Source organism: Pseudomonas sp. DW-iso17 (genome assembly GCF_058725345.1).
Genome location: NZ_JBZXEA010000003.1, coordinates 175,966 through 188,754 on the forward strand (window position 1 = coordinate 175,966; position 12,789 = coordinate 188,754).

Sequence of the window (12,789 nt, forward strand, 5' to 3'; positions counted from 1 at the left end):
CCTGCATCGCGGGCAAGCCCGGCTCCCGCAGGAGGCTTGTTTGAGCCTGGGCTACACGCCCCAGCGCGGAATGTGATGACTGCCCATGGAAATACACACGTTCTTGATCTCGGCAAACACTTCGAAGCTGTACTGGCCGCCTTCACGCCCGGTGCCCGAGCCTTTGACCCCGCCGAACGGCTGGCGCAAATCCCGTACGTTCTGGCTGTTGATAAATACCATGCCCGCTTCGATACCGCGCGCCAGGCGGTGGGCCTTGCCGATGTCCTGGGTCCAGATGTAGGAGGCCAGCCCGTATTCGGTGTCGTTGGCCAATTGCAGTGCCTCGGCTTCATCCTTGAACGGAATCAGGCACACCACCGGCCCGAAGATTTCCTCCTGGGCGATGCGCATCCGGTTATTCACGTCGGCAAACACCGTCGGCTGGATAAACTGGCCGCGGCTCAGGTGCGCCGGCAGGTTGGCCGGGCGCTCCAGGCCACCGGCCAGCAGCGTGGCGCCTTCCTCCAGACCGATCTTGATATAGCCGGTGACCTTGTCGTAATGGGCCTGGGTGATCATCGAGCCGACCTGGGTCTTCGGGTCCTGGGGGTCGCCCACGATCAGGCGCTTGGCCCGCGCCGCGAATTCGGCGACAAATTGCGGGTAGACGCTTTCCTGGATAAAGATCCGGCTGCCAGCGGTGCAACGCTCGCCGTTGAGGGAGAAGATCGTGAAGAGTGCGGCGTCGAGGGCGCGTTCCAGGTCGGCGTCTTCGAAAATCAGCACCGGCGACTTGCCCCCCAGTTCCATGGAGTACTTTTTCAGGCCGGCGCTCTGCATGATTTTCTTCCCGGTGGCGGTGCCGCCGGTAAAGGAAATCGCCCGCACGTCCGGGTGGCGCACCAGTGCATCACCGGCGGTGGCGCCGTAGCCCTGGATCACATTGAGCACGCCATTGGGAATCCCGGCTTCCACCGCCAGGCGCCCCAGTTCATTGGCGGTCAGCGGCGACAGTTCCGACATCTTCAACACCGCCGTATTGCCCAGCGCCAGGCACGGCGCGGTCTTCCAGGTGGCGGTCATGAACGGCACGTTCCAGGGCGACACCAGTCCGCACACGCCCACTGGCTGGTACAGGGTGTAATTGAGCATCTGGTCGTCCACCGGGTAGGTGTGGCCGTCCATGCGGGTGCAGACTTCAGCGAAGAAATCGAAGTTGTGCGAGGCACGCGGGATCAACACATTCTTGGTCTGGTGGATCGGCAGGCCGGTGTCCAGGGTTTCCAGCTCGGCCAGGTGTGGCACGTTCTGTTCGATCAGCTCGCCCAGCTTGCGCATCAAGCGCGCGCGCTCTTTGGCCGGCGTATTGGCCCACTTGGGGAACGCGGCCTTGGCCGCCGCCACGGCCTGCGCGACTTCTTCGGCACCGCCGCTGGCCACTTCACCGATGGCCTCGCCGGTGGCCGGGTTGTAGTTGATAAAGGTGTCTTTGCTTTCGACCTCACGGCCGTTGATCCAGTGTTTGATCATGGTGCTCAAGCCTCTTTGCGCGCGGAGAAAAACTCCGTTTCACTGACAATACGGTTGACCAGGCGGCCCACACCTTCAACTTCCACCACCACTTCATCCCCCGGTACCACATCGGCCAGGCCCTCGGGCGTGCCGGTGGCGATCATGTCGCCCGGTTGCAGGGTCATGAAGCTGGACAGGTATTCGATGAGGTAGGGGATATCGAAAATCATGTCTTTCGTGCTGCCTTCCTGGCGCAGTTCGCCGTTGATCCAGGTGCGCAATTTCAGGTTGCCTGGGTCTGGCACATCGGCCACGTCGACGATCCACGGGCCGACCGGGGTGGTGGCGTCGCGGTTTTTCACGCGAAGGTTGGGGCGGTAGTAATTCTCGAGGTAGTCGCGGATCGCATAGTCATTGCACACCGTGTAACCGGCCAGGTAGTCCAGGGCGTCGGCGCGTTTGACGTTGCGCGCGGTCTTGCCGATCACCGCCACCAGCTCGCACTCGTAGTGCATGTAGGCGACGTTGTCCGGGCGCCAGGTGACTTGGCGGTGGCCGGTGTAGGTGCCCACCGATTTGATGAATGCCAGCGGTTCGGTCGGCGGCGTAAAGGCCAGTTCGGCGGCGTGGTCGGCGTAGTTCAAACCCAGGGCGAACATGTTGCCGGTGGCGGGTGGCAGCCATTGCACCTGGTCTTCGGCCAGCAACCGCCCATCCTCCAGGCGCACGCTGCAGTCGGCTTGCACCAATACGTTGTGGGTTGCACCTTCAAAGCGGATACGTGCGCGTTTCATGCCGATGCCTCTGCTGCAATGGTGTTGCTCAGTCGGCCTATGCCGGTGATGTCGACCTCAACCTGGTCGCCTGGCTGCACATCCACGCGGCCTTGCGGAGTGCCGGTGATCAGCACATCGCCGGGGTACAGGGTCATGAACTCGCTGATCTCGGCGATCAATTGCGGGATGTCGCGTACCCAATGGGCGGTAGAGCTTTCCTGGCGCAGCTCGCCATTGACGAACAGCTTGAGGCTCAGTTGATTGGGGTTGGCCACTTGATCCCGCGCAACCAGCCGTGGGCCCAGGGCGCAAAACCCATCGCGGCATTTAGCTTTGACGGCAGGGCGGTAGTAGCTGTCTTCCGGCAGGCTGAATTCATTCACCACCACATACCCGGCCACATGGGCCATGGCGTTCTCCGGGCTGACACGGCTGGCGCGCTGGCCGATCACCACGCCCAGCGCCGGGCCCGGTTGCAGGCGCTCGCCGTGCGGGTGTAACACCACGCCGTCGTGCCCATTGCGCGTGTTGGGGGTTTTGATAAACAGCACCGGCTTGGTCGGTGGCTGCTGGTAGGGCGCCTGCTGGAAGGCGGCGAGATGCTGGTCCAGCAGGCCTTGGTAGTTCAGCGCAACGCCGAACAGGGTGCCGCTGGCAACATCATGCAGGGTACGACTCATGCGTTTCTCCTGGCGGTGACGACGGCTGCACAGGCCGTTCGTTAAGTTGTTAACGTTATAATTAATATGTTAACTACCGTCAAGCGTGGCACACTGCGCTGGCCTCACAACAACAAGAAGAGAGCCCCGTGAAGCCGATTCCCAACATCAACATCGGGCAGGTCTACGACCAGCGCTACAGCGACGCCGAGGTGCATTACGACAAGCTCGGCAACCTGGCAGGTTTTTTCGGGCGCAATATGGCGGTGCATCGCCATGACCGGTTTTTCCAGGTGCATTACGTCAAGAGTGGCGCGGTGCGGGTATATCTGGATGACCACCAATACGTTGAATCGGGGCCGATGTTTTTTCTCACGCCGCCCACGGTGGCCCACGCTTTTGTCACCGAGGCCGATGCCGACGGGCATGTGTTGACGGTGCGCCAGCAACTGGTGTGGAGCTTGATCGACGCCGACCCCAGCCTTGCTTGCGGTGCCGCATGTGTGGCCTTGACTGGCGACGCCGAGGGTCTGGAGCCACTCTTCGAGGCGCTGTGCAGTGAGATCAACGCCGAACGGGCAGGGCGCGCCGCCGCCCTCGACAGCCTCACAAGGCTGATCATGATCCGCCTGCTGCGCCTGTGCGCCCACGCCCAGCCCGCACGTCCGACAGCCCATGAAGACCTGCGTATCTTCCATCGCTTCAACGAACTGATCGAAGCCCACTATCTGGAACATTGGCCGTTGGCGCGTTATGCCCAAGGTATTGGCGTGACCCAGGCGCGGCTCAATGAAGTGTGCCGGCGCATCGCCGACCTGCCCTCCAAGCGCCTGATCCTTGAACGGCTGATGCAGGAGGCCAAGCGCCTGCTGTTGTTTACCGGCAGTTCCGCGAATGAAATCTGCTACCAACTGGGGTTCAAGGACCCAGCGTATTTCAGTCGGTTTTTCTTGCGGTACGCGCAGATGACGCCGGGGGAATATCGGGTGCGTCAGTCGGCGATACGCTGAGGATTGTTCGGAGAAAAAGCGCAACGCTGAGGAATTTTCTGATAGCGGTCCGTTGAACGAGAAGGATGTTGTTACCTGTCTGGCAGGAACTTTTCCGACCGCCTGGCCACGCATGAGTACTTGTTCAGTGCAGGCTTTCGGCAGCGGCGGTGAGCAAGTAGCGCCTGATAGTTTTCGCTTGTCCTCCTTCAATTAAATGAGACTTCCTACAATGCTCACGCACACTCAGCCTGCTTACTCACCTGCGCACTCAACGTTTACACAGCCTGATAAAACCCTTGATCAACCCGTTACAGATCGACCCAATCCCTTGGGTCAATCACCGGCACATTATCCGATTGGCCCAAGCGTTAACTCAAACCGTGACGCAGAGCTGGGGGAGCTGTTGAGGTTGTTGGGGACATTAGTCGTGGCACTTAAAACATGGATGAGCAGGGAGAATGAGGCGCCGAAACCCCAGCCACCCGTTGTGGCTTACCCAACCCCTGTTGTGAGTTCGCCGCATAGACCACTGATGAATACGCAGACTGCACCTGACACCGTGCCAACCGTTAAAAGTGTATGGAAAGAACAATTGGCGCCCTTCATGAACCGGCCGAACCTGGCCAAGACCCGAAGCGCGTTTGATACCGAACTCGCTGAGATGTTTTCAGATAAAAACTATGAGCCAATCACTACGTTTATGTCTGAAAAACCCAAAGGGCAAAAGCCTGACGACCTGCGCAATGGGTTGCGTGCCACGTATGAGAACTTTCCTTACCTGGGCATCTTGGGCCGAGAGGAGCACGTGGCCGCGATCAAGGTTGTCATGGCTGCATTCGGGCAAAGCCCTATCGGGATTTTCAAGCACGTCGTCAAACATGGCGACCACTATGACGTGACGATGCGAGACGGCTTCAAGCTGATAATCACCGTTGAAGAACTTGAACTGGCGGCCAGGGCGGCAAAGTTCAGTGGCGGCGATGAAGGCATGGTCAAGGATGCGCAATTTCTGTTTGGCGTGATGAGCAAGCGCCAGCACATTGAGCTGGCGCGCGAGAGGGCCGCGGACCGTTTCTTCAGCCACTATGAAAAAGACAGCGCGTACCATGCCGAGGCTAGTTATCCGGGTGTACTGGTGGGGGCCGGAGGCGGCATCGACGGTGACACGGCGCTGTCCTATCTGGGGCTGAAAGAACATATGCAGGTCATCGAGGCCAGTGCTTTGGGGGCGCAGGTCGGGGTGCCGTTGGACAAGGGCGGGAGAAACAAGAACGGCGTGATTATTGAGGGCGTGATGGAGGGCCAGTTATACAACACGCCGGTTTCACCGTCATTGAAGGTAGTCACCCTTCGCGGGTAATTTGAAGTGTTCGGTAAGTGTCAGGAGGTTATCCAACATGTTAGTGTCTTGCGTTAATGCTGTTGCTCTTGGTCATGCCAGGGCGAGCGATGCTGTAACTTCTCCAGTTGTTGTGTCTTCTTCCAATCCGCCTGCGCCAGCCAGCGAAGCCAAACAACTGAGTAGCCTGGTAGGCGAGTTGGAACGTCTGTTGGCCACGTTATCCGCTCGGTTGAACCCCGACGTTGATTCAGTACCTTTGCCTGCGAGTGTCACCGATAACCGCACCGTCAATCGTGACGAATTCTTGAAAGGTACGCCTGCGAATACGGGCATCAAGCCCACTGATATTTTCAAAAGCTTTTACCAATTGACCGAAGGTAATTGCGTGACGATATCCGCCATTAAGGCCGTGATGATGAGATTCGGCCATAACCCTTACGGTATTTACAAATCCATCGTGGTCACCGACACCGGCTATCGTATTGTCACGCGCGATGGGTTCAAGCTGCACATCACCCATGACGAACTGAAGCAGGCCACGGCCGGCGCCAACTTCGGCTCCGACCGGCCCAACGATGTTCTGGTCAATGCACACTTTCTATATGCCGTCAGTGCCAAACGCGCCTACCTCGAAAATAATGACGGGGAGGCTAATAAGAGTTTTGCCGCCGCCATACGCAGCCTCAATGATGGCGAGTATCCGGGACAGGCCTTGCGTCGCCTGGGCTTGAAAGACTTCGTGGCGCCCGCAACCCTCCAGGACTTCCTGAACGGCGCTATCGGCACGGTCACCAGCGGCTTTCATTCGATGGCCGTGGTGGGCGGCTTCCTGGACAAATACGGGCACAAACAACCACTGGAAAGCGGCGATGCAAACCGGCGTGCCGCGGTTGGGCTCAAGTTACTCTAACGTCGTGTGTTTATCAGGCGCCCACCATCCATTTGGCCAGGCCATGCCGGCCGCTCACGCCCAGCTTGGCGGCTGCGCGCTTGAGGTAGGTCTCGATCGAGCTGTTTTTGACACTGAGTTTCTCCGCGATTTGCGGCACGGTACCGCCGGTCAGCAGACCGAGGCACACTTCCTGTTCCCGCGCCGAAAGGGTGATGTCGCTCAAAGACAAGCGTTTGTAGAATTCACGCTGCAACTGCGATTGTTCCAGCAGGGTATGGGCCGGCTCAGTTTCGGCGCGTGGAGCCTGGCGCAGGCTCTGGGCGTGCCGCTCCATCAACGGCAACAGTGTGTCCGACAGGCGCTTGAGAAACGACAACTCAGCCAGGGAAAACCCCTGCTGGGTCGGCGGACGGTAGAACGAAATCACACAACGTCGATTGCCCTGGCGCGATACCAGGTTGCATTGGTGGGAAGTGCCGCGCGGATGCGCGCTGTTGGCCTTGGCGTTCATTTGGATCAGCAGCGGGTCTTGCATGTGCAGCATCTGCCGCAACAGCGGGTGGTCGTTCAGCGCATGCAAGGTCTGGGGCACCGACAAATCCTTTTTCACCCCGGCGCTGCCCAGTAACTTGATGCCCAGCACGCGGTCGCGCAGTTCATCCAGGGTCCATTCGCTGAGGTCTACCAGGTGAATCGGTACCCACTTGCCCACCAACTGCAACATCGTGGCGGCGAAATGTTCGTCGCCGCTGTTTGAAATCAACTCGCCCATTTCGGCATAGAAAAAATGCGGGCCGCAGGTGCCGCCAATACTGGGGGTCAGACTCATAGCCATCTCATCCTTGATGTCGAAAACCGTCAACGGTTGCCCAGGGCCTGTGCAGGGCGCTCCGTACTGCTTGAACGTAACTCGGCGTTCGAAATTTCATTTAGCCATGGGGCTTTGTCCTACGTATGTAGCGGGAACGAGGGACACAAGCTGCCATAAAAACTGCGCCATTAAACCGACGTTTCTCATGAGTTGAGCCGGCTACGTACAGGCATAAGTTATTTTTAGTTTTGCTTAACTTACTGAAAATCATTAGGAAAATAGAAAAAACAGGAGGTATCAAAAACGCCACTATCGATCAGATGTAGCCAATCTCCTACAGCGCTTTAATCATTTCAGCCATGCACCGTCGGCCAAGGCCTATCCCTGCGTTTGAATGTCCGGGTTTCGGGTGACAGCCCCCCCGGCGGCCATGCTCCCATCCGGCAACTTCGGCGTAATGAGCCACCTCTGCGCGGCGAGTGCCTGACCCCCCATGAGAAGGATCTTATGCAGCATTCCTCCAGCCTGCCGGCCCGCTTCTCCCTCACTGGCGCCCAACAAGACATTTGGCTCGACCAACTGCGCGTGGGCGAGTCGCAATCCTGGCCCGGCGTGGTCTCGGCACCCTGGCGGGGTTGTTGGCGATCCTCAAGTCCGAGGCCTGCTACGTGTCACTGGACCCGGCCCATCCCGCCGAACGCCTGGAGTATCTGCTGCACGATAGCGCACCGGTTGCCATCCTGACCCAGCAGAACCAGGGACACGGCTGGCTGGCCCTTTACAAACCATGACAAAAGGCCAGCAAGCACAGTGCCTCAGCGTATCCCCGGAACAAACGCCACACTCCCTCCCTCACGCGCCCTGAACAACCGCTCCCCATTATCCGGCTGGGTCGTCACCACCTGATGATCCACCCCCAGAAACGCCAACGGCGTCGGCTCGTCCTTGGAATACTGCGTGACGATAATCGTGCGTTGCGGATCAAACCCCTGGCCGCTGGTTTTTTCCAACCAGGCCATGAACGCGACGCTGTTGCCCTGGCGCGGGAAGTCCTGGCTTTCGCTGACGTAGTAGAAAGGTTTACCGTGGTTTTGCAGGTACATGGGCAGCTTGTTGTCGACCTCTACCAGCACCAGTTGCCATTGGTTCCAGGGCGCGCTTTTCTCCGCCTGGGCTTGCAGGTCGGCGGCGAAGCGGGTAACGCCGCCGTTGCCATTTGTCCAAGGGTAGATCACGCCCAGCACCAGCAAGAGCAGGCCTGCGCTGAGGCCAAAGCCTGTTTGCCAGCGCAGCCAGCTCATCGGTTTTTTGCGCAGGCGTTCACTCAGCCACCAGGCGGCGAGCAGTTGGGCAAAGGGTACCAGCGGCAACACGTAGTAGCTGCGGCGGCTGCCGCTGGCGGTGAAGAATACAAACAACAGGCCCAGGCCCCACACTAGCCAGCGTACGTTGGGCGGCGCCTTGCGCCAGTTGCGCACGGCCAGCCACAGGCCAAGTAACCAGCAGGGTGCCCAGGGCAGGGTGTAGACCGGCAAGTAGATCAGGTAGGTGTAGATCGGCCCCATATGGTCGAAGGGGTCGAAGAAGCGCACCACGTTTTCCCGGAACACCAGCTCCAGGCCGCTCTCGCCGTAAGTGGGGGCGCCGTAGCGGTGGGACAGTACAAAGGGAATCGCGTACACGATGCCTGCGATGAGCAGGGCCAGCACCAGGCGCAGGTTGAGGTGGCGTTTGTAGCGGTGTTCGCTGAGCAAGTGTGGCAACAGCACCAGGCCCGGCAGCACCACACCGATCAAACCCTTGAACAGTGAAGTGGCGGCCAGCAACAGGAAAAACACCGTGTAGCGCCCCAGCCGCGTGTCATCCGGCCCACGCCAATACCACCACACCGCTGCCAGCACGCCGCACACGGTGAGGACATCGGCGGTGGCCACGCGGGCCCAGAACAGGAAGTAGAAGGTGGTGGCGAGCATCCACCCGGCAATCAGCCCGGTGCCTTTGCGAAACAGGCGTTCACCGATCAGGTACACCAGCCAAATGCTCAACCACGCGGCAATCACCGATGACAGGCGCAGCGACCACGGGCCGAGGCCGCCGAGCAGATGGGCAAACCCGGTGATCAGCCAGTAGGAGGGCAGGGGTTTGTCGTAATACGGCGTGCCTTTGAGGTATGGGTCGAAATAGTCACCGCTTTGCAGCATCTGCAAGGCGATATTCGCCCAGCGCGTTTCCGGCCCCCACAGGTCGCGGCTGCCCAGGCCCAGCAAGAGCAGCAAGGCCGAGGTACCCAGCAGTAACACCAGAGCGCCGCGTTCGGTTTTCCAGAAACTCATGGGATGTTCCCCGTGGCAGGCGCTGCATTCAAGGTTGTTGGGGGTAAATCGTCAGTACCAGGTTGCCCTTGCGATAGCGTTTGCCGCCGGGCGGCAACTGCCCTTCTTCACGGTGTTCGCTGGTGCTCTTGACCTGCATCAGCACGCCGACCGACCCGTGTTGGCGGGCCTCGGCCAACCAGGCCTGGACACTGTCCGGCGTGACCTTGCGCTGTGCCGCGTCTTGGTAGTTCAAGCCATAGCGCAGCTCGCCCTGGGTGTTATAAAACGCCACATCGGGCCGGCGCAGGCGCCAGGTCAAGGCCGATGCCAGGCCCAGGTCATTGCTTAGCAAAGCACGGGTAGGTTGCAGTTCGTCCAGATGTTCCAGCACGAATTGGTCGGGCATCTCGTTATCTTCGATCAGGGCCGGCATGCCCGCCGGTAGCAGGGCCACCAGCAAGCCAATGCCCAGGGCGGGCATCGCCCACAACGTCAACGGGCGCACCGCTTGCAGCAGGTTGGCGAGGATCCAGCCCAGCAGCACGATAAACGTCAGGGACAGGTTGAACATCTGCGCATGGCTATTGCCGTACAGCGGGCGGGTGATTTGCAGGTAAATCAGCGCCACCATGGCCGTCATGCCGAGCACGAAATTGAGCGCGCCGTTGATGACCAGTGGGCGCGCCTTGCCTTGCTTGATCAGGTCGATCAAACCGTGGCCCATCAACAAGGCCAGGGGCAACAGGCACGGCATGATGTAGGTCGGCAATTTACCTTTGCTCAGGCTGAAAAAGCCCAGGGGCAGCAGCAGCCACAGCGCGAGAAAGGCAATCGCCGGCTGGCGCTTTTCCTGCCAGGTTTTTAGCAGGGTGCCGGGTAGCAAGGCGGCCCACGGCAGGCACGCCACCACCATGATTGGCAGGAAGAACCACAGCGGCCGCGCATGCTGTGCGTTGTCGGCGGCAAAGCGGCGGATGTGCTCATGCCAGAAAAAGAAATGCCAGTAATCTGGTTCCTGCAGGTGGATCGCCAGGGCCCATGGCAGGCACACCAGCACGGCAACCAGCACCGCCAGCGGCCCGTAGCGCATCAACTCACCGACGCGACGCTGCCAGACCAGGTAGGGCACGGCGATCAACACCGGCAACAGCCAGGCCAGGAACCCCTTGGTCATGAATCCCATGGCGCAGGCCACGCCCAACACCGCCCAGGCACCCAGGCGTTCCCGTGGCGTGCGGCAGTCCAGGGCAAACCACAACGCCACCAGGCTCAGGTTCACCCACAGGGTGAATTGCGGGTCGAGGTTGGCATACCCGGCTTGCCCGGCTACCAGGCCAAAACTCAGGTAGAGCAGCGCGCAGGCAAAGCTCTTGCGCGGGTCATTCCACACGCGCCGGGCGAGCAGGTAGGCCAGCACCACGCTCAGGACTGTGCTCAGGGCCGAGGCGATGCGCACACCGAACAGGTTTTCACCGAATACCGCCTGGCCAAGGGCGATGAGCCAATAGCCGGCGGCGGGCTTCTCGAAATAACGCACGCCCATGAAGTGCGGCGCCACCCAGTTGCCGCTCATCAGCATTTCCTGGCTGACCTGGGCGTAGCGGGTTTCGTCTGGCGTCCATAAACCGTGAAAGCCCAGGGGCAACAAGATGAACACGGCAACGCCCAGCAATAGCCAGGCCAGAGGGTTTACGCGGGGCATGCGCACATCGCTCCATAACGTTCAAGTACGGGCAATGGCGGTATTAACTTAATAGGGTGAAGCATCGTAAGGGTCACTAAGTAGTTGTAGGGAAACATAAGTAACAGGCGCGACTAAACATGCCAGAACAGGGCTGTCGTTTTGCTGAACACGTTGTGGCTTAATATGTAAACAAGTGTAATTAAAGTTGTTTGAGTGCGGCGGTCCACTCTTCGCTGTTCATGGTGCCCATGGCCTTGAAGGTGCCGTTGGGCAGCACCTTGACGAACAGTGCGCTGCCGTACTCTGCAGCGGCTGCGTGAGGGAAGCCCAGGCTGGTCTGGAAGTCGCTCATGCAGGCGCTGTGGGTGATCAGCATCAGGTTGCGTCCCGGCTGTTTGTGGCCGAGGATTTCATCGCCCATGGCGTCGCCGCAGATGGCCAGCGGGCCGGGGGACAGCTCGGTCTTGCCGAACATGAACAGTGACGTCTGGGCGGTTCGCGTGGTGGGGCTGCTGAGTACGTCGGTCAGGGCCATGCCCAATGAATCAAAGGCTTTGCCCAGTTCGACGGCGCGTTCAGTACCGTTGATGGTCAGGCCATCGGCAGGGCCGAAGCAGGGGTTGGCAGAGCGGTCGCAGCGCTCCTCATGGCGCACCAGCACCACCAGCTCACCCTCGCGCCAACTGGCGAGCACCCCGGAGGTCAGCAGGCGATTGCCCACGCCCAGGTCCAGGGGCGAGCTGGGCCAGAATAAAAAGCCCGTCAACAACAAGGCGGTGACGCTGATGCCAAGCAGGTGCAGGCGGTATTTTCTCAGGCGTTTTAACCTTGACCTTTTGGGTTGGGGGTTGGCCAGGATCATGTCTGCCACGCGGTTCATCCTCGGCACTGTTTATTGTGTTTATAAAAAGGCTGCACGATTGGGCAGTTGCCCTTGGTGAGGCAGGAGACTGTCACAGCGCCGCTGTCTTTTTGCTGAACACTTGCATGTTAGGAGTGTCACTTGGATTAACTAATAAGTTGTGAGTTACCACGAGTTGGCGGGCACTTTAAAGTTCGGTGGATGGGCAGACGGTGAAATCCATGTGAAAAATTTGCGTGGGCAGGAGCGTCAGCCGTTATTCTCGTTGCTGGTCCTTCAGATGAGCGTTCTTATGTTGCAGGTGCAAGGTGTTGTTAAAAACTACGCGACCCCGCAAGGCCCGCTGACCGTCCTGGCCGGCGTCGACCTGCACCTGGGTGAACGCAGCAGCCTGGCGCTGATGGGCGAATCGGGCAGCGGAAAAAGCACCTTGCTGCACCTGGTGGCCGGGCTGGACCGAGTGGACGCCGGCAGCATCCGCATCGGCGAGCAGCGCCTCGACCAACTCAACGAAGGGCAACTGGCCCATTGGCGCCGCACGCAAATCGGTCTGGTCTTCCAGCAGTTCAACCTCATCGGCAGCTTGCGCGTGGAAGACAACCTGGCGTTCCAGGCGCGGCTGGCGGGGCGTTTCGACCCGCACTGGCAAGCGCAATTGGTGGAGCGCCTGGGACTGGGCGACTTGCTCCGGCGTTACCCCGAGCAACTCTCCGGTGGCCAGCAGCAACGGGTTGCCGTCGGGCGGGCGCTGGCCTCGCGACCGGGTTTGTTGCTGGCCGATGAGCCCACCGGCAACCTCGACGAAGCCACCAGCGATGAAGTGCTGCAACTGCTGTTGGACCTGCTGCGGGACAGCCCCACCAGCCTGCTGATGGTCACCCACAGCCCGCGCCTGGCCGCACGGCTTGACCGGCAAGTGGTGCTGCACCGTGGCCGTGTCGTGCCAATGGACGCGCGCTGAA

Annotated in this window: 11 protein-coding genes and 1 pseudogene; 5 read left to right on the forward strand and 7 right to left on the reverse strand. The window is 60.0% G+C overall.

Annotated elements, in window-relative coordinates; all coding sequences use genetic code 11:
- Positions 1–51 precede the first annotated feature (51 nt).
- From hpaE to AC4PS6_RS03445, 3 genes are read right to left on the reverse strand one after another with little or no spacing between them, the layout of a single operon-like run.
- The gene (gene hpaE / locus AC4PS6_RS03435; protein ID WP_014719072.1) at positions 52–1,512 is read right to left on the reverse strand and encodes a 5-carboxymethyl-2-hydroxymuconate semialdehyde dehydrogenase; all 1,461 of its coding nucleotides are present in this window, start codon (positions 1,510–1,512) and stop codon (positions 52–54) included.
- Positions 1,513–1,517: 5 nt separating this feature from the next.
- Entirely contained in the window at positions 1,518–2,288 is a 771-nt protein-coding gene (locus tag AC4PS6_RS03440; protein ID WP_019821191.1) for a fumarylacetoacetate hydrolase family protein, read from the reverse strand.
- On the reverse strand, positions 2,285–2,950 hold the full coding sequence (locus AC4PS6_RS03445; RefSeq protein WP_014719070.1) for a fumarylacetoacetate hydrolase family protein: 666 nt from the start codon (positions 2,948–2,950) through the stop codon (positions 2,285–2,287). The genes AC4PS6_RS03440 and AC4PS6_RS03445 overlap by 4 nt, the downstream gene beginning before the upstream one ends.
- A gap of 128 nt (positions 2,951–3,078) precedes the next feature.
- Here AC4PS6_RS03445 and hpaA point away from each other — a divergent pair, with 128 nt between their 5' ends.
- The 3 genes from hpaA to AC4PS6_RS03460 all read left to right on the forward strand — a co-directional run bounded on the left by hpaA (position 3,079) and on the right by AC4PS6_RS03460 (position 6,173).
- Entirely contained in the window at positions 3,079–3,939 is an 861-nt protein-coding gene (gene hpaA, locus AC4PS6_RS03450; RefSeq protein WP_014719069.1) for a 4-hydroxyphenylacetate catabolism regulatory protein HpaA, read from the forward strand.
- A 514-nt stretch (positions 3,940–4,453) separates the two neighbouring features.
- On the forward strand, positions 4,454–5,281 hold the full coding sequence (locus AC4PS6_RS03455; protein WP_336827439.1) for a type III secretion protein: 828 nt from the start codon (positions 4,454–4,456) through the stop codon (positions 5,279–5,281).
- A gap of 37 nt (positions 5,282–5,318) precedes the next feature.
- Positions 5,319–6,173, forward strand: a complete 855-nt coding sequence (locus tag AC4PS6_RS03460) for a hypothetical protein (protein WP_230957575.1) — start codon at positions 5,319–5,321, stop codon at positions 6,171–6,173.
- 13 nt (positions 6,174–6,186) lie between these two features.
- On the opposite strand, the gene AC4PS6_RS03465 is transcribed toward AC4PS6_RS03460, so the two are convergent.
- Positions 6,187–6,984: a helix-turn-helix transcriptional regulator gene (locus AC4PS6_RS03465; RefSeq protein WP_020301322.1), complete on the reverse strand. Its 798-nt coding sequence runs from the start codon at positions 6,982–6,984 to the stop codon at positions 6,187–6,189.
- Positions 6,985–7,556: 572 nt separating this feature from the next.
- Between AC4PS6_RS03465 and AC4PS6_RS03470 the strand changes: the two are divergent.
- A pseudogene (locus AC4PS6_RS03470) lies at positions 7,557–7,721 on the forward strand (AMP-binding protein); the annotation flags it as partial.
- A gap of 60 nt (positions 7,722–7,781) precedes the next feature.
- On the opposite strand, the gene AC4PS6_RS03475 reads toward AC4PS6_RS03470, so the two are convergent.
- From AC4PS6_RS03475 to pmrG, 3 genes are all read right to left on the reverse strand, one after another.
- Positions 7,782–9,299: an ArnT family glycosyltransferase gene (locus tag AC4PS6_RS03475; RefSeq protein WP_336827441.1), complete on the reverse strand. Its 1,518-nt coding sequence runs from the start codon at positions 9,297–9,299 to the stop codon at positions 7,782–7,784.
- A 28-nt stretch (positions 9,300–9,327) separates the two neighbouring features.
- Positions 9,328–10,983, reverse strand: a complete 1,656-nt coding sequence (gene arnT, locus AC4PS6_RS03480; RefSeq protein WP_492180683.1) for a lipid IV(A) 4-amino-4-deoxy-L-arabinosyltransferase — start codon at positions 10,981–10,983, stop codon at positions 9,328–9,330.
- A gap of 181 nt (positions 10,984–11,164) precedes the next feature.
- A complete protein-coding gene (gene pmrG / locus AC4PS6_RS03485; RefSeq protein WP_019821204.1) occupies positions 11,165–11,845 on the reverse strand; it encodes a lipopolysaccharide core heptose(II)-phosphate phosphatase PmrG in 681 nt (226 codons plus the stop codon).
- A gap of 274 nt (positions 11,846–12,119) precedes the next feature.
- Here pmrG and AC4PS6_RS03490 point away from each other — a divergent pair, with 274 nt between their 5' ends.
- On the forward strand, positions 12,120–12,788 hold the full coding sequence (locus AC4PS6_RS03490; protein WP_020301318.1) for an ABC transporter ATP-binding protein: 669 nt from the start codon (positions 12,120–12,122) through the stop codon (positions 12,786–12,788).
- The last annotated feature ends 1 nt before the right edge of the window (position 12,789 follow it).